The following is a 24,121-nucleotide window of genomic DNA, read 5'->3' on the forward strand; positions in this document are numbered from 1 at the left end:
GACCGTTGGCGCATCGGTGCGGAGGTTGGCGACGGCGCGGATTCGCGCATCGGTTCGCCGTTCGAAAAGTGTCACGGGCCGCATGAGTGAGGGCCGGGAGACGTGACGACGACGCAACGGCCCACGAAGGACCGTACGACAACCGTAGCAGGCCCCGGCAGGGAGCCGGCTGTGCGCCGTAGGCTGGGGCGATGCACGGCGAATACAAGGTCCCGGGCGGCAAGCTCGTCGTCGTCGATCTCGAGGAGCGCGACGGCCGTATCGCGGAGTTCCGGCTCGCGGGCGACTTCTTCCTCGAACCCGACGAGGCGCTCGGGGCGATCAATGCGGCGGTCGAAGGACTGCCTGTCGAGACGGATGCCGTGGGCATCGCGTCCGCCGTGCGCGCCGCGCTCCCCGCGGGCGCGCAGCTGCTGGGCTTCACCCCTGAGGCGGTCGGCACCGCGGTGCGCCGCGCGCTCGTGACCGCCCCCGGCTGGCGCGACTTCGACTGGGAGATCGTGCACGAGCATCCCGTCTCTCCGCGCATGAACCTCGCACTCGACGAGGTCCTCACGACGCGGGTCGGGGACGGTCGTCGCCGGCCGACGCTGCGCATCTGGGAGTGGGATGAATCGGCCGTCGTGATCGGCTCATTCCAGTCGCTGCGCAACGAAGTCGACCCCGACGGTGCTCGCACCCACGGATTCGACGTCGTCCGCCGCATCTCGGGCGGCGGCGCCATGCTCATGGCCGCGAACGCGATCATCACCTACTCGCTCTACGTTCCGGCATCCCTCGTCGCGGGTCTCACGTTCGCCGATTCGTACGCCTTCCTCGACGACTGGGTGCTGCAGGCGCTGCGCTCGCTCGGCATCGAGGCGACCTACCAGCCGCTCAACGACATCGCATCGCCGCAGGGCAAGATCGGCGGTGCGGCGCAGAAGCGCCTCGCGAACGGGGGAGTGCTGCACCACGCGACGCTGAGCTACGACATGGACGGTCAGGTCATGACCGAGGTTCTGCGCATCGGCCGCGAGAAGCTCAGCGACAAGGGCACGGTCTCGGCCGCGAAGCGGGTCGACCCGCTTCGGCGGCAGACGGGCCTTGCGCGCGAGGCGATCATCGAGCGCTTCATCGAGACGTTCGAGAAGCTCTACGGCGCTGTTCCGGGCACGATCTCAGCGGACGAGTACGCCGAGGCCGAGGCGCTCGTCGCCTCGAAGTTCGCGACCGACGCGTGGCTGAACCGCGTTCCGTGACGGGATCGGTCGTCATCCACGAGGGCGACAATCTCGAGGTGGTCCGGACGTTCGCGGACGCCTCGTTCACGCTGATCTATCTCGACCCGCCGTTCAACACCGGTCGCCCGCGCGAGCGCGCTGTCGAGACCGTACGCTCGGTCGGGGCAGCCGGCGGGCGGAAGGGGTTCCACGGGCGCGAGTACGAGCGACTGCGCGGCGACCTGCGCACCTACGACGACCGGTTCGACGACTACTGGGGGTTCCTCGAGCCGCGACTCGAGGAGGCGTGGAGGCTGCTCGCCGACGACGGCACGCTGTACGTGCATCTCGACTACCGCGAAGCGCACTACGCCAAAGTGCTGATGGATGCCCTGTTCGGCCGCGATCGCTTCCTCAACGAGTTGATCTGGGCGTACGACTACGGGGCCAAGTCGCGGCGGCGCTGGCCGACGAAGCACGACACGATCCTCGTCTACGTCAAGGATCCGGACCGCTACTGGTTCGACTCCGAATCCGTCGACCGCGAGCCCTACATGGCCCCCGGACTCGTGACCGCCGAGAAGGCGGCGCGCGGGAAGCTGCCGACGGATGTCTGGTGGCACACGATCGTGCCGACGACCGGTCGCGAGAAGACGGGCTACCCGACCCAGAAGCCCGAAGGCGTCCTGCGGCGGATCGTGCAGGCATCGAGCCGTCCGGGGGACCGCGTACTGGACTTCTTCGCCGGAAGCGGCACGACCGGCGCGGTCGCCTCCGCCCTCGGTCGTGATGCCGTTCTCGTCGATGCGAACCCCGAGGCGATCGCCGTCATGCGTGAGCGGATGCCGCACGCCGAGCTGGCCGGGCCGCGCCGCCCGTAGGCTGGATCGCATGCGATTCGGAACCTTCATCCCGCAGGGCTGGCGCTTCGACCTCGTCGGCATCGACCCGGCCGAAGAGTGGAGCACGATGCTCCGGCTGGCGCAGCGCGCCGATGCCGGCCCGTGGGAGTCGCTGTGGGTGTACGACCACTTCCACACGACGCCGGTCGCGAGCGCGGAGGCGACGCACGAGGCGTGGACCCTCATGTCGGCATTCGCCGCATCGACGTCGCGCATCCGCCTGGGCCAGATGTGCACGTGCATGGGCTACCGCAACCCGGCCTACCTCGCGAAGGTTGCCGCGACCGTCGACCACGTCTCGGGCGGGCGCACCGAGATGGGGATCGGCGGCGGCTGGTACGAGCACGAATGGCGCGCGTACGGCTACGGGTTCCCCGAGATCAAGGACCGGCTCGGGATGCTGCGCGAAGGCGTCGAGATCATGAACCAGGCGTGGACCACCGGCGCCGCGACGCTCGACGGCACGTACTACCAGGTCGACGGCGCGATCGTGCGCCCGCTGCCACGGCAGGAGGGCGGCATCCCGCTGTGGATCGCCGGCGGCGGTGAGAAGGTGACGCTGCGCATCGCGGCGACCTACGCGTCGTACACGAACTTCGGTGCGACGCTCGAGGAATTCGACCACAAGAGCGCCGTGCTCCGTGGTCACTGCGACGCGATCGGCCGCGACCTCGGCTCCCTCACTCGATCCACGAACTTCAACACGATCGTCGCGCCGACCGAGGCCGAGGCGCGCGATCGCCTCGCTCTCGTGAAGGCGCGACTGCTGCCCCATGTCGGCCAGGCGCACGCCGATCGCATCGAGCGCGACTACCTCGCGTCGCCCGCGTTCGGCACTCCCGAGCAGGTGGCGGAGCGACTCGCGCAGCGCGCGGAGCACGGGCTCGGCTACGCGATCCACTACTTCCCCGAGGCGGCCTACGATCTGAGCGGCGTCGAGCTGTTCGAACGCGAAGTGATCCCCGCCCTCACCTGACCAGGAGTGCGCGAACGCTCGCGTACCCGTCCGCGGCGACGTCGGGCATCTGCGGCGGACCGCCGAAGATCCGCGTGATTCCGGGATGCCGCGCCCATGCCGGCCAGTCGGGATCCCCGTCGCGGACGAACGCGACGGCGGAGCCGTGGACGGCCGCCGCAAGTCGTTGCGGCGGATCGCTGCCCGCGACGGCGGCGACGCCGTCCGCGCCGAGGCAGTCGAACCAGAACGGCACGTCGAGGCAGTGCAGCGCCCACGTGCGCGTCGGCGACGGCCAGGCGAAGCGGTAGGCGTACGTGGGGGCGTCACCGCGGGCATCCGCGACTCTGACGACGCCCGAGCGGAAGATCGCGTCGGTCGCGTAGCGTCCGAGCACCGCCGCCGTTCCCTTGCGCCGCTGCGCGGCATTGGCGGCGAGATATGCGCGGCGTACGTCGCGATCGGTCAGCAGCCGGCCCAGGAGCGGCCCGACCGGGAGGAAGCGGAGTTTGCCCTTCGCATCGTCGAGCACCATCGTGAATTCGTCGTCGGTCGTGCCGATCACGAGGGGCTTATCAGCCCCGACTCCGGATTCCAGCGACCCGAGGGTCGGCTGGGCCACGAGATCGCCGTCGATCGCCGGCCCCCACGGCAGGCCCTCGTCGATGAGGCTGCGCACGCCGGCGAGCGGATCGCGGCCGGGGGCTGCGGCCGCGGCATCCTGCAGCTTCTCGATCTCGGCCTCCGGGACAGAGCCGAATCCGTCGACGGTCGGGGAAACGCCCGCGAGGTGCGCGAGTTTGGCCGAGAGCGTGCGGGAACGCTCGACGCTGACGTCGGCCAGCGCGGGCGACAGCGCCCACGCCGCGCGGAACAGGTGCTGGGCCTTCGGCATGCCGAGGAGCGTGAGCACGGCTCCGCCACCGGCGGACTGACCCGCGATCGTGACGCGGGTAGGGTCGCCGCCGAACGCCGCGATGTTCGCCTGCACCCATTCGAGGGCCGCGAGCCAGTCGCGGACTCCGCGATTGCTCGGCGCGCCGGCGATGTGCCCGAAGCCGTCGAAGCCGAGGCGGTACGAGATCGACACCGTCACGATGCCGTCGCGATTGAACGATCGGCCGTCGTACCACGGGCTCGCGGGCGAGCCGGCGACGAATCCGCCGCCGTGGATCCAGACGAGCACGGGGAGCTTCGCGTCCGCGGCGCCCGGTGCGGGGGTGAAGACGTTGACGTTGAGCGTAGCGTCCCCCGGGATCGAGGGCTCGGGGATCAGGGTGATGCCCTTGTCGCCGCGCTGCGCGGTCGGTGCGTACTCGAGCGCGTCGCGCACGCCCTTCCACGGCTCTGGAGCGACGGGTGCGGCGAACCGCAGGTCGCCGACCGGCGCCTGTGCGAACGGGATGCCGAGGAACGCCGCGGACCGGCCGCGCCAGCGTCCGCGGACCCTGCCGGACGCGGTCTGCACCACGGGCGCGTCGGTCACGCGTCATCCTTCCGTCGGGGCGACAGCGCCTCGAACAGGGCGTCGATCGTCGCGGCCATGTCGACCGAGGGGTCGAGCATCCATTGCACCTGCATGCCGTCGGCGACGGCCTGGAACACGCGCGCGAGCGTCTCGGGGTCGATGCGGTCGGTGATCCGGCCATCGGCCTGCTCGCGGCCTATCGCGCCGATGAACACCTCGCGCAGCGATGCGCCCCGGTCGAGGAAGAACTGGTGCGCGGGATGCTCGGGGTCGGCGGCATCGACGGACATGCGTGAGAACAGCTGCACGAGTCCGGGGACCTCGCTGTTGTGACGGATGATGCCGAGGTAGCCGTCGCGCACGTCGGGGAGCAGCGCGGGATCGAGGGTGCCGGGCCCGAAGTGCACGACGTCCAGCTCATCGCGCTTGCGCAGGATCTCGGCGAAGAGCTCCTCTTTGCTGTCGAAGTAATGCAGGAGTCCGGCTTGGCTCAGGCCCACGGCGTCCGCGAGCTCCTTGACGGATGCTCCGCGGTAGCCTTCGCGGGCGATCACCTCGAGTGCGCGCTCGAGGATCTCTTCGCGTTTCGCGACTCCCTTGGCGTACGAGCCTCGTCGTCCTTGCTGCGGCGTGGGCATGAGGCCAGTAAACCGAACGACGCTTGATTATCAAAACCTCCTGTCATACGGTTTTGGCGTCGGCATCCACGGCGGATGCCCGAGAGGACCCGACGATGACGTCAGAACCCGAACTCGCCCCCGCAGCACCCATGACGGAGAACACCTTCGTCGCTACCGCCGCCGGGAACGACGATCCGCCGCCGCCCGTCAAGGGCCTGCGCCGTCTCATGGTGTGGATCATCCCGGCGAACCTGGGCATCTTCATGCTGTGGGGGGCGGTGCCCGGCATCCTCCTGCCGCAGCAGATCACACTCGCCTTCGGCGACGAAGGGCAGATCAACGTCGCCAACCTCGCGATCGTGTCCACGATCGGCGCGTTCGCGGCGATGGTCGCCCAGCCGATCGCCGGTCAGATCTCCGACCGCACGCGCTCGCGGTTCGGCCGACGTGCGCCATGGATCGTCCTCGGCGCGCTGGCCGGTGCGCTGTCGCTCATCGGACTCGCGTTCGCCAACTCGCTCGTCGGCTTCATCATCGCGTGGACGCTCGTGCAGATCTCCTTCAACTTCGCGCAGGGACCGCTGTCGGCGATCATGCCCGACCGCGTTCCGGTGCGCCGTCGCGGCACCTTCTCGGCGCTCACCGGCATCGGGCTCATGGTCGGTGCCATCGGCGGTCAGATCGTCGGATCCATCTTCTTCAACAGCGTCGTGACCGGCTACCTCGTCTTCGCCGTGTTCGCGATCGTCATGTTGACGCTCTTCGTCGTCTTCAACCCCGACTATTCGAGCGAGAAGCTGCAGCCCGAGCCGTTCAACCTGGTCGAATTCCTCAAGACGTTCTGGGTCAACCCGATCAAGCATCCCGACTTCTTCTGGGCGTTCACGGGCCGCCTGCTGCTCTACACCGGCTACTTCGCCGTGACCGGCTACCAGCTCTACCTGCTGCAGTACTACTTCGGGATCGAGCACCCCGAGACGGTCATCCCGATCCTGGGTCTGCTGAGCCTCGTCGGCATCGTCATCTCGATCGTCGTGTCGGGTCCCCTCTCCGATCGGCTCGGCCGGCGCAAGCCCTTCGTGTTCGCCTCGGCGATCGTCGTGAGCGTGGGGTTCCTGCTGCCGTGGATGTGGCAGGACATCACCGCGTGGATGATCATGACCTTCATCGCGGGCTTCGGCTTCGGCATGTTCCAGGCGGTCGACACAGCCCTCATCAGCGAAGTGCTGCCCTCGGCCAAGAGCTTCGCGAAGGACCTCGGCGTCGTCAACATCGCGGCGACGCTTCCGCAGACCCTCGCGCCGGGCGTAGCCGGTCTGATCGTGCTCGCCTTCGGCTACCAGGGACTGTTCCCCGTCGCGATCGTGCTCGGTGTCCTCGGCGCCTTCGCGATCTGGCCGATCAGATCCGTCAAGTGACACTCCCCACCCGATACGAAAGCTGATGAGATGACCGATATGACCGAACTGACCCTGGAAGAGAACGCGTCCCTGACGAGCGGCGCGAGCTTCTGGTACACCAAGCCCATCGAGCGGGCGGGCATCCCTTCGCTCACGCTCACCGACGGCCCGCACGGATTGCGCAAGCAGCGCGAGGGCGGCGACCACCTCGGCATCGGCGACAGCGTGCCGGCGACGTGCTTCCCGCCCGCCGTCGCGCTCGGCTCGTCCTGGGACGTCGAACTCGTGGCGCGCGTGGGAGAGGCGCTCGGCGTCGAGACCTCGATCGAGGGCGTCGCGGTGCTGCTGGGCCCGGGCGTGAACATCAAGCGCTCGCCGCTGTGCGGCCGCAACTTCGAGTACCTCTCAGAGGACCCGATCGTCTCGGGCGTGCTGGGCGCCGCGTATGTGAAGGGCGTGCAGTCCCAGGGTGTGGGCACGTCGCTCAAGCACTTCGCGGCCAACAACCAGGAGGACGACCGCATGCGCTCGTCGTCCGATGTCGACCCGCGCCCCCTTCGCGAGATCTACCTCCGCGGGTTCCAGCGGGTCGTCGAGGACGCCCAGCCGTGGACCGTCATGTGCTCCTACAACCGCATCAACGGCGTCTACGCGTCGGAGGACCCGTGGCTGCTCACACAGGTCCTGCGCGACGAATGGGGCTTCGACGGTCTCGTCGTCTCGGATTGGGGTGCCGTCAACGAGCGCGTCGCGGGTCTCGCAGCGGGCATGGACCTCGAGATGCCGTCATCGAACGGCGTCACCGATGCGCAGATCGTGGCGGCGGTGCAGAACGGCTCGCTCGACGAGTCTGTCGTGGATGTCGCGGCCGGCCGCGTGCTCGACCTCGTGCGCAAGGCGCAGGCGGGTGCGGGCGCGGTGCGGGGCCCGCTCGACGTCGATGCCCACCACGCGCTCGCGCGCGAAGCGGCGGGGCGGGGCATCGTGCTCCTCAAGAACGAGGGCGCCGTGCTGCCGCTCGCGAAGGACGCGAGGATCGCGGTCATCGGCGAATTCGCCGAGGCGCCGCGCTATCAGGGCGCCGGATCGTCGATGATCAATCCCACCCGCCTCGACAATGCGCTCGACGAGATCCGCGCCCTCGCAGCGCGTGACGTCGCGTACGCGAAGGGCTTCGGCATCCACTCGTCGACGACGGACGCCGACAACGCGGGGCTGCGGACGGAGGCGGTGGATGCCGCGGCCGCCGCCGAGGTCGTCGTGCTGTTCCTCGGCCTGCCGGCGCGCCTCGAGTCCGAGGGCTACGACCGCGAGGACATCGATCTGCCGGCGGAGCAGCTCGCCCTGCTCGACGCCGTGCTCGAGGTGAACCCGAACGTCGTCGTCGTCGTCTCGAACGGCGGCGTCGTGGCGCTGCCCTTCGCCGCTCGCGTCCCCGCGATCCTCGAGGGCTGGCTTCTCGGCCAGGCGGGCGGGGGCGCGATCGCCGACGTCCTCTACGGCGACGTGAACCCCTCCGCGAAGCTGACCGAGACGATCCCGCTGCGCCTCGAAGACACCCCTGCGTATCTCGACTTCCCGGGGGAGTTCTCGCACACGCGCTACGGCGAGGGCCTGTTCGTCGGCTACCGCTGGTACGACGCGCGACGGATGGACGTCGCATTCCCGTTCGGGCATGGAATCTCCTACACGACGTTCGCGTACGGTGATGCTTCTGCCGTACGTGGTGCCGACGGCGACATCGAGGTGACCGTCGAGGTCGCCAACACGGGCGACCGCGCAGGCCGAGAGATCGTGCAGGTCTACACGTCGGTGCCGGGAGGGAGGGTGCAGCGTCCCGTGCGCGAGCTGAAGGCGTTCACCTCCGTCGAGCTCGCCGCCGGTGAGACTCGTCAGGTCAGCATGACCGTCCGGCGCGACGACCTCGCATATTGGGACATCCGCTCGGACTCCTGGGTCGTCGAGGGCGGGACGTACGTCATCGACGTCGCGGCGTCGAGCCGCGACATCCGCACCTCCGCCTCCGTCGACGTGGAGGGGGACGCCGTCACCCTGCCGCTGTCGAAGACGTCGTCGATCGGCGAGGTCATGGCGCACCCCGTCGTCGGCCCGATGGTGCAGGCGGCGATCGCGCAGATGATGGGGTCGATGGACGGCGCCGCCGCGATCATGCCCGAGGGCGTGGACGCCTCCAAGATGATGGAGTCGTTCCCGATCGGCCGGGCGGGCATGTTCGCCGCCGCGAGCGGCAGCCCCGGCGGTGTGAGCCCCGAGATGATCGACGGCCTGATCGCGATGGCGAACGCCCCGCAGGGCTGAACCCGGACGCGGCTTGCCGCCGCGAGAACTCATCTGCGTGGCGAGGACATCCCGATCACCGGTGTTCTCGTCCCGCGGATGGGTTCTCGCGGTTCTGGAGGGTCAGGACGAGAGGAAGGCCAGCAGAGCTTCGTTGACCTCGGCGCCGTGCGTCCACAGCAGGCCGTGCGGCGCGCCTTCGATCTCGACGTAGGTCGCCTCGGGCAGGAGGTCGCGGAATTTCCGCGCTGTCTTGTCGATCGGCAGGATGTTGTCGGCCGTGCCGTGCAGGATGAGCGTCGGCACCGTCACCGCCGGGATGTCGGCGCGGAAGTCGGTCGGCCACGTGAGCGGGGCGGCGGCGATGCCGGCGTTGCCCGCCTGCGTCGCGACCTGGATGGATGCGTCGACCGCGGCCTGCGAGATGCGCGAGCCGAGATTGTCGTCCAGGTTGTAGAAGTCCTTGTAGAAGCCCTCGATGAACGCGTAGCGGTCGTCCTTCACCTGCGCCGCGATGTCGTCGAAGAAGTCCTGCGGCCCCGCTCCGTCGGGGTTGTCGTCGGTGATGAGCAGGAACGGCTCGAGCGAGCCGAGGAACGCGGCCTTCGCAACGCGTCCCGCGCCGTAGCGCGAGAGGTAGCGCGCGACCTCGCCCGTGCCCATCGAGAACCCGACGAGCACGGCGTCGGTCAGGTCGAGGTCCTCCATGAGCACGTGGAGGTCGGCCGCGAAGGTGTCGTAGTCGTACCCCGACGCGGTCTTCGACGATGCGCCGAATCCGCGCCGGTCATAGGCGATGACCCGGTAGCCGGCGTCGAGGAGCGCGGCCTGCTGCTTGTTCCAGGACTCGCCGTTGAGCGGGAAGCCGTGGATCAGGACGACCGGCTGCCCGTCACCCTGGTCGGTGTAGTACAGGTCGATGTCGGTCGAGTTCTCGGTGCCGACGGTGAGGTATGCCACGTTTCGCTCCTTCCGCCCCGCCCGCCGCGGGCGGAGCCAACCTCGACGCTAGAGCGCGGCATCCGGACCCGCCAGGGGTTGACGCGAAACGTCGCGCGACGTTCACCCGTCGCGGTGAGCGCCCTGTGACGGCGTGACGGTGAAGACCGTCGGCGCGCGGAAGCCGGACGCCGCGAACACGGATGCCACGGCCGCGCGCACCTCGTCGACCCGGTCGTGGGGGACGAGGGCGATCGCCGCGCCGCCGAAACCACCTCCTGTCATGCGCGCGCCGATCGCACCCGCGCCCAGAGCGGACTCGACGGCGGCGTCGAGTTCGAGGGTCGAGATCTCGAAGTCGTCGCGCATCGAGGCGTGCGACGCTGTCAGCAGGTCGCCGATGGATGCCGCGCCCTCCTCGGTCAGGGTGCGGACGGTATCGAGCACTCGCTGGTTCTCGGTGACGATGTGGCGCACACGCCGGAAGGTGACGTCGTCCAGCAGGTCCTGGGCGCGCGGCAGGTCGTCGATGCCGACGTCACGCAGCGCGGACACCCCGAGGACGGACGCTCCGTGCTCGCACGACGCGCGGCGCTCTCGGTAGCCGCCCGTCGCGTGGGCGTGCGTGACGTTCGTGTCGATCACGACGAGATCGAGACCGGCGTCGGCGAAGCCCAGGTCGATGACTCGCGCGTCGAGAGACCGGCAGTCGAGGAAGATCGCGGAGTCTGTGCGGCCGAGCATCGACGCCATCTGGTCCATGATGCCCGTAGGGGCGCCGACGGCCTCGTTCTCGGCCGTGCGACCCACCTGAGCGAGGGTGACGGGGTCGAGGCCGAGACCCCACGTGTCGTTCAGCGCCGATGCCGTCGCCCCTTCGATGGCCGCCGATGACGACAAGCCGGCGCCGACCGGCACATCGGAGGCGAAGGCGAGGTCGACACCGGAGACACCCGTCGCTCCCGTCCGCCGGAGCAGTGCCCACGCGACGCCCAGCGGGTAGCGCGCCCACTCCACGATCTCGTCGCGCCTGTCGGGGAAGACCTCATCGAGCTGCGCGAGCGGCAGCTCGACCGGGTTCTCGTCGAAGGTCGAGATCACGCGGACGACGCCGTCGTCGCGGGAGCCGAGGGCCACCCGGGTGCGGTGCTCGATCGCGAAGGGCAGCACGAAGCCGTCGTTGTAGTCGGTGTGCTCGCCGATCAGGTTGGCGCGGCCGGGAGCCGACCAGGTGCCCGAAGGCTGGGTGCCGAAGGCGCCTGAGAAGAGGCGGGTCGCGGACGTGGGGACCATCACTGCACCTCCGGAACCCGCGCGACGGCGTCGCGCAGTCTCTCGGCTGCGGCTTCGGGCAGCACATCGCCGATCCACGCGCCCATCGCCGCTTCGGACCCGGCGAGGTACTTCAGGCGATCGACGGCGCGCCGGGGGGACGTGATCTGCAGATTGAGGCGCACCGCGTCGCGGCCGCCGTCCGCGGGCGCCTGATGCCATGCGGCGATGTAGGGGGTGGGGGTCTCGTACAGTGCGTCGACGCCGCGGAGCAGGCGGAGGTAGAAGGGAGCGAGCTCGTCGCGCTCGGCGTCCGTCGTCTCGGCGAGGTCGGCGACGTGCCGGTGCGGCAGCACATGCACTTCGAGGGGCCAACGGGCGGCGAACGGCACGAAGGCGGTCCAGTGCTCGCCCTGGAGGATGACGCGCTCGGACGCGCTCTCGGACTCCAGGATCCGCGCGAAGAGGTCGGGGCCTTCGCGATCGATCGACGCGAGCAGCGAGGTCGTTCGCGGAGTCACGTAGGGGTAGGCGTAGATCTGGCCGTGCGGGTGGGCGAGCGTGACGCCGATGGCCTCGCCGCGATTCTCGAACGGGAAGACCTGCGCGACGCCGGGCAGCGCCGACAGCGCAGCGGTGCGATCGGCCCACGCTTCGATCACCGTGCGGGCACGTGTCGGGGTGAGGGTGCCGAACGACCCGGAGTGCTCGGGGCTGAAGCACACGACCTCGCACCGGCCGACCGACGGCAGGGTGCGGTCGAGCCCCGGGGCATCGAGGTCATCGGAGCCGCCGAGCGCGGGGCCGAACGACGGGGACTTGTTCTCGAACACCGCGACGTCGTAGAGCGACGGGATCTCGGAGGGGTTGCCGGGCGACTGCGGTGCGAGCGGATCCAGCTCGGCCGGCGGCAGGAAGGCGCGGTTCTGCCGGGCGGCGGCGATCGAGACCCAGTCCCCGGTGAGGACGTCGCGACGCATCGACGCTGTCTCGGGTCGAGGGTCGAGCAGGCGGGCGTCGATCGAACGCTCCGGCGGCAGGGTGGTTCCCGGGTCGTCGTAGTAGATCAGCTCGCGGCCGTCGGCCAGGCTCGTCGAGCGCTTCACGACCCCCGCGCCGAGCGTCTCGGGCGTGCCGTACTCAGGAAGATCACGCATGTTCACGTCAACACGGTAGCAATCGAGCCGTGGTAACGTCAACATGCCTGAGTTGTGCACGGGAGGTGCGGGTGGACGACGACATCGCGGCGCTGCTGCGGCTCGAAGCCGAAGAGGAGCGGAAGCGGAGCGGCGCCCCACGCGGTCGGCGCGCAGCCGATTCTTCGCGGCGGGTGTCGATGGCGGATGTCGCGGCGCGAGCCGGCGTGTCGGGCCAGACCGTCTCGCGGGTCGTCAACGACAGCCCGCGCGTCGATCCGGCGACGCGCGCACGCGTCGAAGCTGCGATGCTCGACCTCGGCTACCGCCCGCACCGCGCCGCTCGCGCCCTGAGGACGGGCCGCAGTCAGACGATCGGGCTGGTCGTGTCGACGCTCGCGACGGTCGGCAACTTCCGGATGCTGCAGGCCGTCGCCGACGCGGCGGCGGCGCGTGGCTACGCGCTCACCGTGGTCACCGCGACCGGTCCGGGTTCGGTCGCCGACGCGTTCGAGCGACTGCGCGAGCAGGGCGTCGACGGCGCGATCGTCCTCAACGAGGCGACGGCGATCGCTCGGGACGCCGCGGCCCCTGCGGGACTGCGCCTCGTCGTGGTCGACTCGTCCGCCGATGACCGCTTCGGCGTCGTCGGATCCGATCACGAGGGCGGCGCCTTCGCGGCGACGCGGCATCTTCTCGCGGCCGGCCATCAGATGGTGTGGCACATCGCGGGACCCGAAGACTCCTTCGCGGCGGCGGCGCGGGAGCGCGGCTGGCGCGCGGCACTCGCGGGCCGCGCGACGCCCGACCCGATCCGCGGCGACTGGACCGCGGCATCCGGACACTCGGCCGGACTCGCCCTGCCCGCCGACGTCACCGCTGTCTTCTGCGCCAACGATCAGATGGCCCTCGGAGCCATGCGCGCGCTCGCCGACACGGGCAGGCGCATCCCCGACGATGTCGCGGTCGTGGGCTTCGACGACGTCGCCGACGCGGCGGACTTCCGGCCGCCGCTCACGACCGTCCGTCAGGACTTCGACGCGCTGGGGGAGCGGGCGGTGACCGCCCTCGTCGGGTCGATCGGCGGCGCAGCGCCCGTCGCCGAGATCGTGCCGACGCGCCTCATCGTGCGCGAGAGCGCGCCCTGACACCGCGAATCAACACGATCTTCACGATTCGACGCGTTCCGCGCGGGAGCAGCGAGTGCTCTTGTGAAGATCAGGTTGATTCGGTGATCGCCCGCCAGGGTCCGCGCGACACGACGCGCACGGCGTCGAGTGCGAGGAGCGCGTCGACGGATGCCACGCGCCGCGCAGCGGCGGACTCGGGCACCCAGATGGTCGAGCCTGCGGCGAGGGGGAGGAGGTGCAGCGTCAGCTCGCCGGCGTGCAGGCAGAGGTCGAGGATGCTCGCGGTCCACACCGAACCGTCCCAGAAGCGGTCATCGACCGTCGCGCCGGCCAGTCGCAGTTCGCCGACGTCGCCCGCCCAGTCGATCTCGAGCACGGCGTCGTGTCGGGGGTCGCTCGCCCACCGGGGAAGTTCGAGCCCGAAGACCGCCGCATGCCGGTCGAACGCTTCGGGCGACGGAGCCGAGTGCCGTTGCCCGGCGAAGCCGTAGTCCACGGGCGGGTCCTGTGCGGGCGTGAGCGCCGTGACCGCGACGTCCGCGCGCAGGGCGGGCACGCCCCGCGGTGCCGCCCGCAGCGTCATCCACGAGCGGGTCGTGGGGTCGTAGCGCTCGACCAGGGGTTCATCGTCGTCCGACCGCACGAAAAGGTCGGCATCGTCCCACATGAGTTGGGCGTCGGTGCGGTACAGGGTGCGTTCCGCGCCGGGGCGCACCCAGATGCGCCGCGCGTCGGTCGAGGCGAGCACGAGCACGGGCACGTCGTCGATGGCACCCGGCTCGACGATCCGCGCAGGATCTTCGCCGATCGCGAGCTCGACCGGGATGCCGTCGTCCGCGACGAGGACGAGGGTCGGGCCCGGGAGAAGGGTGAGGGCGGATGCCGTCGCCCATCGCACGGCGGACTCGCCCACGCGAAGTCCGAAGGGCCACCGCGCGAGCGTCCCGGACGGGACGTCGACCGGTCGGTCGGGGAACACGAGATCGGAGCCGATCCGGACCCGCGTCGGTGCCGATCGCCCGAGCGGCTCGTGCGGCTGGTGCGTGTTGACGAAGACGAAGCCGGATGCTCCATCCGACCGCACGGCCCACCGCAGCGTCTCGCTGTCGTGCACGCTATGCGGGAGCACGTCGGGAAGGGCGGACGGCAAATCGGCCAGTGGCGCGCCGAAGGCGTCGAGGAAGGCGTGCTGCCCTCGGAGCACAGCCGCGCTCTCTCTCAGATCGCCCGCCTGTCCGATCGGAGCATGGAAGTCGTAGGACAGTCGCGTCATGTCGTTCGGGTAGCCCGTCGCGTGCGACTCCTCGAGTCCGGAGCCGGGATTCGTCCCACCCGCGTACATGTAGTAGCCCTGCCACATCGAGCCGTTGCCGATCTTCGTGTGAGCGACGGCGGCGACATCCGCGCCGACCGGCCAGGGGCGTCGGTGATAGGCCGTCGCCATCCCGCCCGCGAGCTCGCAGGTCGCAGGCGGGAAGGCGGAGGGCGAGGCATCCATCGTCGTCTCGCCGAACCCCTGCGTCGCACGCACGTCGGCGCCCACCCCGGGGTCGTCCCACACGTGGCTGAAGAAGTAGTGCTGACGGAAGGTGTCGTCCCACGGGGCTTCGGGCTCGGTCCAGAAGCCGTCGCCGTACCCACCGTAGAGCGGGAAGACCTCGCCATCGGGAAGCTGCGCCCCGCCCCATGCGGTCGCTGTCCACAGGGGCGCGGCGATCCCGGCCTCGCTGGCGAGCCGCTTGAGTGTCACGAGATGTTCGGGACGGTCGTAGAGCTCGTTCTCGAGCTGGATGGCGATGATCGGCCCGCCGGGTCGTGCGCGCCCGTCGAGAGCTTCGGCGAGCTGGCCGAACCACTCGGCGACGAGCGCGAGATACGCGGGGTCGTCGGTGCGATGTGCGACCGTCGCCTGCTGCACCCAGTCGGGAAAGCCACCGTTGCGCGCTTCGCCGTGCGCCCACGGCCCGATGCGGAGCGCGACATCGAGTCCGGCCCCCGCGCATTCGTCGACGAACGCCCCGACATCGAGTGCTCCGTCGAATCGCGGCTCGCCGCGGAGCGGCACGTGGTGCAGCCAGAACACGTAGGTAGACGCGACCGTGATGCCGCCGGCGCGGAGCTGTCTCGCGCGCTCGCCCCAGCGCGCCCGGGGGATGCGGCTGTAGTGCAGTTCGCCCGAGATCGGAATCCACGGCACGCCGCCTCGCAGGATCGCGCGGTCGGTGACCACGAGGTCACGAGCCGACTCGTGCGGCGCGGGCATCGGTGCGAAGGCGGGCGCGGCATCCCACGCTCTCGGTGTGATCGTGACGTCCATCTACAGCCCCGCGACGACGGCGTTGTCGAGCAGGTCGGTGTCGACGTCGGGCGTGGCGAGGTTCGTCAGCAGGATGTACGCGAGACCGGCTGACGGGTGGATCGCGAACTGCGCGCCGGACCAGCCGCCGTGGCCGTACGTGTCTCGGTCGATGAGGCCCGGCGCGCGCGTGCGCAGGTTCCAGGTGAAGCCCCAGTCCTGACCGCGCTCGGCGGGGTATGGCTCGAGGCGCGGTATGTCGCCCGTCAATGGTCGGAGCATCATCGCGTGCGTCGCGGGCTGCACGATCTCGCCCGCGTCGCGCAGAAGCGCCGCGCCGATCGCGAGCAGATCGCCCGCGCGGCCGATGAGTCCGGCGCCCGGGCTGCGGAGTGCGACGAAGCGGTCGATGTCGAGTCCTGCGTCGGCGGCGCCGACGACGACGTGCGGATCGGATGCCTCGTCGAGTGTGAGTCCGTCGGCGCCGAGCGCCGCGGCCCACTCCGCGATGTCGTCGGCCCAATAGCGCCCTGTCGCGTGGGCGGTGAGAGCCGCCATGCCCTCGAACGCGAGGGTCGAGTAGCGCGACATCGTGCCCGCACGGAAGTCCCGCCCCGCGGCGAGCAGGTCATCGCGCTGCGGCGTCGCGCTGTCGAGCGCAGGCTCGGCGATGCCCGACGTGTGACTCGCGAGATGCCACAGTCTGACGGTGTCGTCGCGGTCCGCGCCGAAGCCGGGCAGCGCCGCCGACAAGGGGGTCTCGGGGTTCAGCAGACCGCGCTCGATCGCCCGCGCGGCGGTGAGACCGGTGAGCGGCTTGGTCACCGAGAAGAGCCGGAAGTGATCGTCGATCTTCGCCACGCGGCCGTCGGTCGCGCCGAACGCATCGAGTGCGACGACGCCGTCCGCTGTCGCGATGCCCAGCACAGCAGTCGGGAGATCCCCGTCCGCGACGATGCGGCGCGCCCAGTCGAAGGCGTGCGAGAAGCGGTCGGTCATCATTCCACCTCGTGTCCGAGATCGGGCCGCGCGAGGAGGCGCGCGGAGGATTGGGTGATCGCCTCGAGTTCGACGATCGCGATCGTGTTCTCGCCAGCGCGGGTCGCGGGGCCGGGGACGAAGAGCGTGCGCTGCGGGCCCCGGCGCCAGTATCGGCCGAGGAAGAATCCGTTGATCCACGCGTAGCCCTTGCCCCACCCGCGGGTGTCGAGGAACAGGTCGGCCGGGCCATCGAGGGTGAAGCACCCGCGCAGTCCCGCGGGACCGGCGACGTGCGGGGCGGGCGCAGCATCCATCACCACGTCGTACAGCCCGGGCACGTCGATTGTCCGCACGCGCCACGGCCCGGGCAACGCTTCGCCGTCGACGAGCGGAGCGCCGATGAGGCCCTTGGGTTCGCCGATCTTCGTGTCGTAGTTCACGCGGCCGGTCTCTTCGACGAGCAGGCGGAGCGTGTCACCTGCGGGGATCGGCGTCGCCAGGTCGCCGATGGTGCGCTGCAGGATGCCGGCGGGCCGGTCGTCGACGCTGAGCCAGGCGTAGTCGCGGACCTCGGCCGCGAGCGTGGTCGAGCGGGAGGTGCCGAGGGATGTCTCGTACGAGACGAGGGCGACGCCCGGGCCGAGTTCGTCCATCGTGGGCGGCGCGGCGAACTCGCCGAGGTCGACTCCCGTGAGCGGATCGCCGACCGGTTCGAGTGCGACCTCGAAGACCGGGGCGTCCACCGGAGCGGGAAGCTCGCCGGCGGGCACCGGGGCGTGCTTCGCGATGACGTCCCGGAAGGCGCGGAACTTCTCGGTGACATCACCCGACTCGCTGATCGGGGAGTCGTAGTCGTACGACGTCACCATGGGCAGGTAGCGGCCGGAGTCGTTCGCTCCGGCGGTGAGGGCGAAGTTCGTTCCACCGTGGATCATGTAGATGTTGACGGATGCCCCGGCGGACAGCAGCTCGTCGAGGTCGCGGGCACTGTCGGCGAAGTTCGTCGTGTGATGCTTCTCGCCCCAGTGGTCGAACCAGCCGCACCAGAACTCCATGCACATGAGCGGCCCGGTGGGCTGATGCTCCCGCAGCACCGCGAGGCGCTCGCCGATCCGCGAGCCGAACGACCCCGTCTTGTGGAGCCCCTCGTGCGCGCCGCCCTCGAGCATGTGCGGAATCGGCTGATCGACCTGCGTGAGCGGCACCGTGATGCCCGCCTCTCGGGTGACGCGGATGAGCTCCGCGAGGTAGGCCTTGTCGGAGCCGTACGCGCCGTACTCGTTCTCGATCTGCACGAGGATGACCGAACCGCCGGTGTCGATCTGCCGCGGCACGATGATCTCGTTCACTCGCTCGAGATAACCCGTCACCGCCTCGAGATAGCGCGGATCCGAACTGCGCAGGCGCAGGTCAGTGTCGGCGGTCAGCCACGTGGGAAGCCCGCCGTTGTGCCACTCGGCGCACACGTAGGGCCCAGGGCGCACGATGGCGTGCAGCCCCTCCTCGGCGATCAGATCCAGGAACCGACCGAGATCGCGGGGGCCCGAGGCATCCCACTCCCCGCGCACCGGCTCGTGGAAGTTCCACATGACGTAGGTCTCGATCGCGTTGAGACCCATCAGCTTCGCAGTGCGGATGCGATCCCGCCACTGGTCCGGATGCACGCGCGGGTAGTGCATCGCGCCCGAGATGATGCGGTGCGGCTGCCCGTCGAGGAGGAAGTCGCGTTCGCCGATCTCGAATCGGGAGGGGGGAGTCGTCATCGTCGTCCTCGGGTCGTGGGTGGGCTCAGCTTATCGGGGAAGCGTTTTCCGGTCGAGCCTTCTCACGGGACGACGAGCACGCCGTTGCGGCGGTGCGGAAGCCGGGCGAGCGAGTCGTCACGCAGCGCGTCGGGAAGCAGTTCCTGCGGTGCGGACTGGTAAGCGACGGGCCGCAGGAAGCGGCGGATCGCCGTCGCACCGACGGACGTGTGCAGCGACGTCGTCGCAGGCCAGGGTCCGCCGTGCTGCTGCGACCACGTCACGGCGACACCGGTCGGCCAGCCCGCGAACAGCACGCGACCGGCGCGCGCCTGCAGCAGCGCGAGCGTCTCGGCGACCTCGTCGCCCGATTCGGAATGAAGCGTCGCGGTGAGGCTTCCCGGCACGGCGCGCAGCGCCGCGTGCAACTCCCCCTCGGACGCATACCGGACGAGCACCGTCACCGGTCCGAAGCACTCCTCGAGCAGCACCTCGGGACGTGCGGCCACGGAGACGGCATCCGTCGCGAGAACGATCGGGGCGGCGCCGCCGTCGGGGCCCGTGCCGTTCGCGATCACCTCGACCGACGGGTCGGCCTCGAGGTGCGCGATCCCCTCGGGGAACGCAGCGGTGATGCGGTCGGTGAGGAGCGCTCCGCCGGTCGTGCCCGGCACGAGGGCGGCGACGGATGCTTCGAACCCCGCCTCGGCGGGAACGAAGACGACGCCGGGCTTCGTGCAGAACTGCCCGACGCCCATCGTGAACGAACCGGCCAGTCCCTGCGCGAGCTCGTCGCCGCGCGCCGTGACGGCGGCGGCAGTGACGACGACCGGGTTCACGCTGCCGAGCTCGCCGTAGAACGGGATGGGGTCGGGGCGAGCCGTCGCGAGATCGAAGAGCGCACGGCCGCCCGAGAGCGATCCCGTGAATCCCGCGGCTTGGATGAGCGGATGCTGCACGAGCGCGTTGCCCGCTTCGCGACCCTCGACCAGCGCGAGCGATCCGGCCGGGGCGCCGGCGACTTCGAGCGCTGCCGACACGACCTCTGCCGTGCGGCGCGAGAGCTCGGGATGACCCGAGTGGGCCTTCACGACGACGGGGGCACCGGCGGCCAGCGCGGATGCGGTGTCGCCGCCGGCGACCGAGAACGCGAAGGGGAAGTTCGAGGCCGAGAAGACCGCGACCGGTCCGACCGGCACGAGCAGGCGCCGCAGCTCGGGGCGCGGCGGCGTGGCCGAGGCATCCGCGTCGTCGACCGTGAGCTCGAGGTACGAGCCCTCTTCGACGGCGTTCGCGAAGAGGCGCAGCTGGCCCGACGTGCGCGCGACTTCGCCGCGCAGGCGCGTCTCGCCGAGGCGCGTCTCGCGGTCGGCGATCGGCACGAGCTCGTCGACGGCGGCATCGAGGGCGTCGGCGGCCGCGTTCAGCCACGTCGCGCGTTCCGCGGCGCTCGACCGCGCCCACAGCGGGGCGGCGGCCGCGGTCTTCTCGAGGATCGTCTCGAGCTCTTGCAGGGTCGTGTTCATGTCATGCCTCTCTGAAGCGCAGGCCGAGTCCTTCATGGGCCGTCTCGGTGAGACGCCCGGACGAGATCGAGACGGGGCTGGGGTCGCGCAGCGCACCGAGGTCGCCGAACCCGGCATCCTCCACGTCCTCCGCCCACGGGTCGCCCGCGAGCGTCAGGGCGATCTGCCCGGACAGCTCCGGAAGGAGGTGCGGATGCAGCGCAGCGCCGTGCTCGGAGGCGAGCGCCGCGATGCGCCGGAACGGCGTGATGCCGCCGACGCGGACGATGTTGGGCTGCACGATGTGCGCGGCGCCCGCGCGAAGATAGTCGCCGAAGCGGTGGGTGGTATGGAGGTTCTCGCCCACCGCGATCGGCACGTCGATGCGGCGCGCGAGTTCGGCGTGGCCCGCGAGGTCGTCGGCGCGCAGTGGCTCCTCGATCCACGCGGGCGAGAAGCCCGCGAGCGCCTCGATCGCGGCCGTCGCCCGGGTGAGGTCCCACCGCTGGTTGGCGTCGATCATGAGGCCGAGGTCGGGCCCGAGCAGCTCGCGCACGGAGGCGACGCGGTCGACGTCCTCGGCGAGGTCGGGCTTTCCGACCTTGATCTTGACGGCAGGCAGGCCCGCGTCGATCCAGCGCCCCACCTGGGCGAGCAGCTCGTCGAGCGTGTAGTGCAGGTTCACGCCGCTTCCGTACACGCGGGCGCTGTCCCGCCGACGGCCGAGGAGCGACGACACCGACTCACCCGCGGCACGGGCCGCGGCGTCCCACAGCGCGAGGTCGAGCCCCGCGAGGGCGATCGTCGTGAGCCCGCCGCCTCCCGCTTCATGCAGGTGACGCCAGACCGCATCCCAGATCGTCTCGGGGTCGGCATCGCTTCCGACGGCGACGGGGGCGATGTCGTCGACAAGCAGCGCATGGACGGCGGATGCCCCGATCTGCGGTGTCCACGAGAAGCCCCAGCCTTCGACGCCGTCCGAGCGCACGACGTGCGTCGCGATGACGCCGACCGACGTGACATCGGCGGCCCAAGGACGCGAGAGCGGCACGCGCAGCGGCCGGGCGTCGAAGGCCGAGATGGTGGTCACAGCAGCGCTCGCCCGGCGGCGAGGATCTCGGCGAGGCGCGCCTCCTGGTCGGGGGTCGGGTCGACGAGCGGCGCACGCACGCCGCCGAACGGCAGTCCGCCGAGTCGCAGGCCCGCCTTGATGAGCGAGACCCCGAACCCCGGCGTCTCGTCGCGCAGCGCGACGAGCGGCGTGTAGAAGGCATCCAGCAGCGCGATCCGCCGCGCCTCATCGCCGTCGACGTACGCGCGGTAGAAGGCGTTCGCGACCTCGGGCGCCATCGCGAACGCGGCGGAAGAGTAGAGCGGCATGCCGATGCCACGGTAGGCGGCCTGCGTGAGCTCGGCGGTGAGCAGGCCGTTGAAGAACGCGAAGTCGCGCCGACCGGTCTCGGCGACGGCGCGCACGACGAGCTGCGCGGTCGCCAGGTCGCCCACGCCGTCCTTGAACCCCACGACCTTCGGATTGGCGGCGAGCCGGCGCACCGAGTCGACCGAGTACTGCGCCGTTCCGCGGTGATAGATGACGACAGGAAGATCGGATGCCGCGGCGATCGCCTCGACATAGGCCACGAGCCCCGCCTGCGGCCCGCCGACGAGGTACGGCGGCAGCACGAGCAGGGCGTCGGCGCCGGCGTCGGACGCCGCGCGTGCGACCTCGATCGAGTGTCCGAGCGTGCCGCCCGATCCGGCGACGACCGGCACACGGCCGTCGACGGCTGTGACCGCCGTACGCACGACGGCCGCCGCCTCACCCGCCGAGAGTGCGTGGTACTCGCCCGTCCCGCACGCCGGGAAGACACCGCCCGCGCCGGCGTCGACGCCGGTCACGACGTGGTGGGCCAGGAGTCCGTGGTCGATCGCGCCGGACGTGTCGAAGGGCGTGACGGGAAAGAAGAGGATGCCGTCGAAGTTCATGCGGGGACGTCCTGTCGGTCATCGGCGCTGGCCAGTTCGGCGCGCCAGTGGTGGGCGGGAGACCAGCCGAGCAGCCGCTTCGCCTTCGCGTTCGAGAAGGCCGAAGTGGTGCCGGTGAGCGCGGCGGCCACCTCGTCGGTGCCCGGGAAGAACTGCGGCACGAGATCGGCGAGGGGCTCGCGCGCGAGCGCGTCGTCGGCGGCGACGAAGAACGTCTCGGCGTTCGGGATGTGGGGGAGTGCCTCGAGCAGCGTGTCGGTGAACGCCGCGACATCCCGCGCGTCGACGTAGTTGAAGACCGCGGGTGCGGAGAGGGCGGGGTCGTCGAGGCGGTCTCGCACGGTGTGGCCCTGCTGCGTGACGGCGCCCGCCCACTCCTCGGGCGCGATGACGTAGCAGGGGCGGAACGCCGCGAAGCGCACGTCGTCGCCGGTCTGACGCTGCAGCATGCGCAGCGACTGCTCGATGATCAGCTTCGAGAGGGCGTAGGCGTTCCACGGCAGCGGCGGGGTGTCTTCGTCGAGCGGAAAGCGGTCGGGCACCCACCCCGTGGGCGCGCCGTAGCCGAGCACCGTGGGGCTCGACGCCGCGACCACCTTGCGGATTCCCGCGGTGACCGCCCCGCCGAGGACCGAGACGGCGAGTCCTGTGTTCGTGCGCATGATGACGTCCTCCGGTGCGCTGAACGGCACGGCGATCGCAGCCAGGTGCACGACGGCGTCCGCGCGGGCGTCGGAGAGGGCGGATGCCGTGGCGGCGGCATCCATCAGATCGATCGCGACCTGCTCCACCGCGACGAGTTCCGGCGCCTCCGAAGGCAGGCGATCGAACGAGACGACCTCGTGCCCGCGCGCGGCGAGGCCTGCGACGAGGCTGCGGCCGAGCCTGCCCGCGCCACCGGTGACGACGATGCGGCTCATCGCACCGGCTGCGCGAGGAGCGGGATGCCGAGATCGGCCACCTCGACGGGCAGCCCCGTCGCGAGTGAGCGGTTGCCGGCGATGCCGACGGCGATCGACTGCACACCGTCACGCCAGTCGGCCGGGCGCGCGAGCGGGTCGTCACCCGGGCCGACGAAGACGTCGGAGAGGAGGATCGCGTCGCCGCCCCCGTGACCGCCCTCACCGCCCACGATCTCGACCTCGATCGGCATCTCCCAGTGGCGCTGCAGCAGAAGGCGCTCGCCCTCGGGACGGAGCGATCCCGAGGAGCCGGCGTCGACCGCGCTCGGGTCGAGGACGGGATGCAGTCCCTCGCCCTCGACGACGGCGCCGCGTTCGACGACATCGAGCTCGACGCGGCCCTTCGTGCCGTTGACCGAGACGCGGTAGCCCTCCCACGGCGCATGAGCGTTGAGAGAGTAGCTGAGAGTCGCGCCGTTCGCGTAGTCGACGACCAGCGCGAGGTTGTCTTCGATCGTGATGCCTTCTCCGAAGACGTCGCGATCCCGCAGGTAGCCGTCGTGTCCCTCGGCGTCGAGGTAGAGCTCTTTGAGGTGCGGGTGATCGCGCAGATCGAGGTCGAATCCGTCGTGCGCGCCGTCGTGCGTGCCTCGATCGTGGCGCGGAGCGAGACCGCGGGCGGCGGCGTTGTCGGCGCCGTAGAAGCGGAGGCCGCCGGAAGCATAGACGCGGCGGGGCGTGGAGTGGATCCACCAGTTGACGAGGTCGAAGTGGTGGCTGGACTTGTGGACGAGCAGTCCGCCCGAGCTGTGCTTCTCGCGGTGCCAGCGGCGGAAGTAGTCGGCGCCGTGCTTCGTGTCGAGCATCCACTGGAAGTCGATCGAGGTGACATCGCCGATGAGGCCGTCCTGGATGACCTGGCGCAGCGCGCTGTTGCGCGGCGAGTAGCGGTAGTTGAACGTCAGCACGACCTGGCGGCCGGTGCGCTCGACGGCCGCCTCGATCGCCGCGGCACTCTCGGCGTCGATCGTGAGCGGCTTCTCGACGACGACGTCGGCCCCGGCATCCAGCGCCCGCACGATGAGCGGCGCGTGCTGGTCGTCGCGCGCGGTGATGACGACGCGGTCGATCCGTTCGTCGCGGATGACGTCCTCGAGACGATCGGGATGCCACGTGGACGGCGCCGCGGCGCCACGCTCGACGGCACGTGTCACCGCAAGTGCCGCGCGCACGGGGTTGGGCTCGACGACGGCGACGAGTTCGGCTCGGTCGGCGTACGTCTCGGCGATCGCGTCGACGTACATCTGCGAACGGCCGCCGGCTCCGACGATGGCGTACCGGGTGCGGGTCATGATCTTCCAATCTCAGGAAACGTTTTCTCAGGGTA

The 24,121-nt window shown here is 70.5% G+C and carries 19 protein-coding genes; 6 read left to right on the top strand and 13 right to left on the bottom strand.

The genetic code is table 11. The features are described from left to right. The first annotated feature begins 191 nt into the window (after window positions 1-191). Genes lplAB through MA876_RS06465 form a run of 3 tightly spaced genes read left to right on the top strand, consistent with a single transcriptional unit; the run spans window position 192 to window position 3,080 of the window. Window positions 192-1,241, top strand: a complete 1,050-nt coding sequence (gene lplAB, locus MA876_RS06455; RefSeq protein ID WP_248147052.1) for a lipoate-protein ligase LplAB — start codon at window positions 192-194, stop codon at window positions 1,239-1,241. Then, window positions 1,220-2,083, top strand: coding sequence for a DNA-methyltransferase (locus tag MA876_RS06460; RefSeq protein WP_248147053.1), 864 nt, complete (start codon window positions 1,220-1,222; stop codon window positions 2,081-2,083). Before lplAB ends, MA876_RS06460 begins: the two co-directional genes overlap by 22 nt. Before the next feature lie 10 nt (window positions 2,084-2,093). Then, window positions 2,094-3,080, top strand: coding sequence for an LLM class F420-dependent oxidoreductase (locus tag MA876_RS06465; protein WP_248147054.1), 987 nt, complete (start codon window positions 2,094-2,096; stop codon window positions 3,078-3,080). Here the strand turns inward: MA876_RS06465 and MA876_RS06470 are convergent. Both MA876_RS06470 and MA876_RS06475 read right to left on the bottom strand, forming a co-directional pair. Then, window positions 3,073-4,545: a carboxylesterase/lipase family protein gene (locus MA876_RS06470; protein WP_248147055.1), complete on the bottom strand. Its 1,473-nt coding sequence runs from the start codon at window positions 4,543-4,545 to the stop codon at window positions 3,073-3,075. The genes MA876_RS06465 and MA876_RS06470 overlap by 8 nt on opposite strands. After that, complete coding sequence (locus MA876_RS06475) at window positions 4,542-5,165, bottom strand: TetR/AcrR family transcriptional regulator (RefSeq protein ID WP_248147056.1); 624 nt, start codon at window positions 5,163-5,165, stop codon at window positions 4,542-4,544. The genes MA876_RS06470 and MA876_RS06475 overlap by 4 nt, the downstream gene beginning before the upstream one ends. Window positions 5,166-5,260: 95 nt before the next feature. Between MA876_RS06475 and MA876_RS06480 the strand changes: the two genes are divergently transcribed. Both MA876_RS06480 and MA876_RS06485 read left to right on the top strand, forming a co-directional pair. Next, on the top strand, window positions 5,261-6,565 hold the full coding sequence (locus tag MA876_RS06480) for an MFS transporter (RefSeq protein WP_248147058.1): 1,305 nt from the start codon (window positions 5,261-5,263) through the stop codon (window positions 6,563-6,565). A gap of 30 nt (window positions 6,566-6,595) precedes the next feature. Beyond that, a complete protein-coding gene (locus tag MA876_RS06485; RefSeq protein ID WP_248147060.1) occupies window positions 6,596-8,866 on the top strand; it encodes a glycoside hydrolase family 3 C-terminal domain-containing protein in 2,271 nt (756 codons plus the stop codon). 102 nt (window positions 8,867-8,968) lie between these two features. On the opposite strand, the gene MA876_RS06490 is transcribed toward MA876_RS06485, so the two are convergent. The 3 genes from MA876_RS06490 to galT all read right to left on the bottom strand — a co-directional run bounded on the left by MA876_RS06490 (window position 8,969) and on the right by galT (window position 12,213). Further along, entirely contained in the window at window positions 8,969-9,805 is an 837-nt protein-coding gene (locus MA876_RS06490; RefSeq protein ID WP_248147061.1) for an alpha/beta fold hydrolase, read from the bottom strand. A 102-nt stretch (window positions 9,806-9,907) separates the two neighbouring features. After that, entirely contained in the window at window positions 9,908-11,077 is a 1,170-nt protein-coding gene (gene galK, locus MA876_RS06495) for a galactokinase (RefSeq protein ID WP_248147063.1), read from the bottom strand. Then, window positions 11,077-12,213, bottom strand: a complete 1,137-nt coding sequence (gene galT, locus MA876_RS06500; RefSeq protein ID WP_248147199.1) for a galactose-1-phosphate uridylyltransferase — start codon at window positions 12,211-12,213, stop codon at window positions 11,077-11,079. Before galT ends, galK begins: the two co-directional genes overlap by 1 nt. Window positions 12,214-12,392: 179 nt before the next feature. On the opposite strand from galT, the gene MA876_RS06505 reads away from it, so the two are divergent. Further along, the gene (locus MA876_RS06505) at window positions 12,393-13,340 is read left to right on the top strand and encodes a LacI family DNA-binding transcriptional regulator (protein ID WP_248147200.1); all 948 of its coding nucleotides are present in this window, start codon (window positions 12,393-12,395) and stop codon (window positions 13,338-13,340) included. Between the two features lie 70 nt (window positions 13,341-13,410). Here the strand turns inward: MA876_RS06505 and MA876_RS06510 are convergent, their stop codons facing one another. The 8 genes from MA876_RS06510 to MA876_RS06545 form a co-directional block, all read right to left on the bottom strand. Beyond that, on the bottom strand, window positions 13,411-15,639 hold the full coding sequence (locus tag MA876_RS06510; protein WP_248147064.1) for a beta-galactosidase: 2,229 nt from the start codon (window positions 15,637-15,639) through the stop codon (window positions 13,411-13,413). After that, window positions 15,640-16,617, bottom strand: coding sequence for a serine hydrolase domain-containing protein (locus MA876_RS06515; protein WP_248147065.1), 978 nt, complete (start codon window positions 16,615-16,617; stop codon window positions 15,640-15,642). It lies immediately after the preceding gene. After that, window positions 16,617-18,362, bottom strand: a complete 1,746-nt coding sequence (locus MA876_RS06520; protein WP_248147066.1) for a glycoside hydrolase family 35 protein — start codon at window positions 18,360-18,362, stop codon at window positions 16,617-16,619. Before MA876_RS06520 ends, MA876_RS06515 begins: the two co-directional genes overlap by 1 nt. 62 nt (window positions 18,363-18,424) lie before the next feature. Further along, window positions 18,425-19,867: an aldehyde dehydrogenase (NADP(+)) gene (locus tag MA876_RS06525; RefSeq protein WP_248147067.1), complete on the bottom strand. Its 1,443-nt coding sequence runs from the start codon at window positions 19,865-19,867 to the stop codon at window positions 18,425-18,427. Between the two features lies 1 nt (window position 19,868). Further along, the gene (locus tag MA876_RS06530; protein ID WP_248147068.1) at window positions 19,869-20,936 is read right to left on the bottom strand and encodes a mandelate racemase/muconate lactonizing enzyme family protein; all 1,068 of its coding nucleotides are present in this window, start codon (window positions 20,934-20,936) and stop codon (window positions 19,869-19,871) included. After that, window positions 20,933-21,832, bottom strand: a complete 900-nt coding sequence (locus MA876_RS06535) for a 5-dehydro-4-deoxyglucarate dehydratase (RefSeq protein WP_248147069.1) — start codon at window positions 21,830-21,832, stop codon at window positions 20,933-20,935. Before MA876_RS06535 ends, MA876_RS06530 begins: the two co-directional genes overlap by 4 nt. Beyond that, window positions 21,829-22,752, bottom strand: coding sequence for an NAD-dependent epimerase/dehydratase family protein (locus MA876_RS06540; RefSeq protein ID WP_248147070.1), 924 nt, complete (start codon window positions 22,750-22,752; stop codon window positions 21,829-21,831). The genes MA876_RS06535 and MA876_RS06540 overlap by 4 nt, the downstream gene beginning before the upstream one ends. Continuing rightward, the gene (locus MA876_RS06545) at window positions 22,749-24,086 is read right to left on the bottom strand and encodes a Gfo/Idh/MocA family protein (protein ID WP_248147071.1); all 1,338 of its coding nucleotides are present in this window, start codon (window positions 24,084-24,086) and stop codon (window positions 22,749-22,751) included. The genes MA876_RS06540 and MA876_RS06545 overlap by 4 nt, the downstream gene beginning before the upstream one ends. Window positions 24,087-24,121: the final 35 nt, after the last annotated feature.

The sequence above is a fragment of the Microbacterium aoyamense genome (assembly GCF_023155855.1).
GTDB lineage: Bacteria > Actinomycetota > Actinomycetes > Actinomycetales > Microbacteriaceae > Microbacterium > Microbacterium aoyamense.

Bases quoted from the DNA above. Each gene is read 5' to 3' on its own strand.
- MA876_RS06520 (WP_248147066.1), bottom strand. From the start codon at position 18,362: ATGACGACTCCCCCCTCCCGATTCGAGATCGGCGAACGCGACTTCCTC.
- MA876_RS06505 (WP_248147200.1), top strand. From the start codon at position 12,393: ATGGCGGATGTCGCGGCGCGAGCCGGCGTGTCGGGCCAGACCGTCTCG.
- MA876_RS06545 (WP_248147071.1), bottom strand. From the start codon at position 24,086: ATGACCCGCACCCGGTACGCCATCGTCGGAGCCGGCGGCCGTTCGCAG.
- MA876_RS06475 (WP_248147056.1), bottom strand. From the start codon at position 5,165: ATGCCCACGCCGCAGCAAGGACGACGAGGCTCGTACGCCAAGGGAGTC.
- MA876_RS06510 (WP_248147064.1), bottom strand. From the start codon at position 15,639: ATGGACGTCACGATCACACCGAGAGCGTGGGATGCCGCGCCCGCCTTC.
- galT (WP_248147199.1), bottom strand. From the start codon at position 12,213: ATGCGTGATCTTCCTGAGTACGGCACGCCCGAGACGCTCGGCGCGGGG.
- MA876_RS06515 (WP_248147065.1), bottom strand. From the start codon at position 16,617: ATGACCGACCGCTTCTCGCACGCCTTCGACTGGGCGCGCCGCATCGTC.
- galK (WP_248147063.1), bottom strand. From the start codon at position 11,077: ATGGTCCCCACGTCCGCGACCCGCCTCTTCTCAGGCGCCTTCGGCACC.
- lplAB (WP_248147052.1), top strand. From the start codon at position 192: ATGCACGGCGAATACAAGGTCCCGGGCGGCAAGCTCGTCGTCGTCGAT.
- MA876_RS06465 (WP_248147054.1), top strand. From the start codon at position 2,094: ATGCGATTCGGAACCTTCATCCCGCAGGGCTGGCGCTTCGACCTCGTC.
- MA876_RS06485 (WP_248147060.1), top strand. From the start codon at position 6,596: ATGACCGATATGACCGAACTGACCCTGGAAGAGAACGCGTCCCTGACG.
- MA876_RS06540 (WP_248147070.1), bottom strand. From the start codon at position 22,752: ATGAGCCGCATCGTCGTCACCGGTGGCGCGGGCAGGCTCGGCCGCAGC.
- MA876_RS06525 (WP_248147067.1), bottom strand. From the start codon at position 19,867: ATGAACACGACCCTGCAAGAGCTCGAGACGATCCTCGAGAAGACCGCG.
- MA876_RS06535 (WP_248147069.1), bottom strand. From the start codon at position 21,832: ATGAACTTCGACGGCATCCTCTTCTTTCCCGTCACGCCCTTCGACACG.
- MA876_RS06480 (WP_248147058.1), top strand. From the start codon at position 5,261: ATGACGTCAGAACCCGAACTCGCCCCCGCAGCACCCATGACGGAGAAC.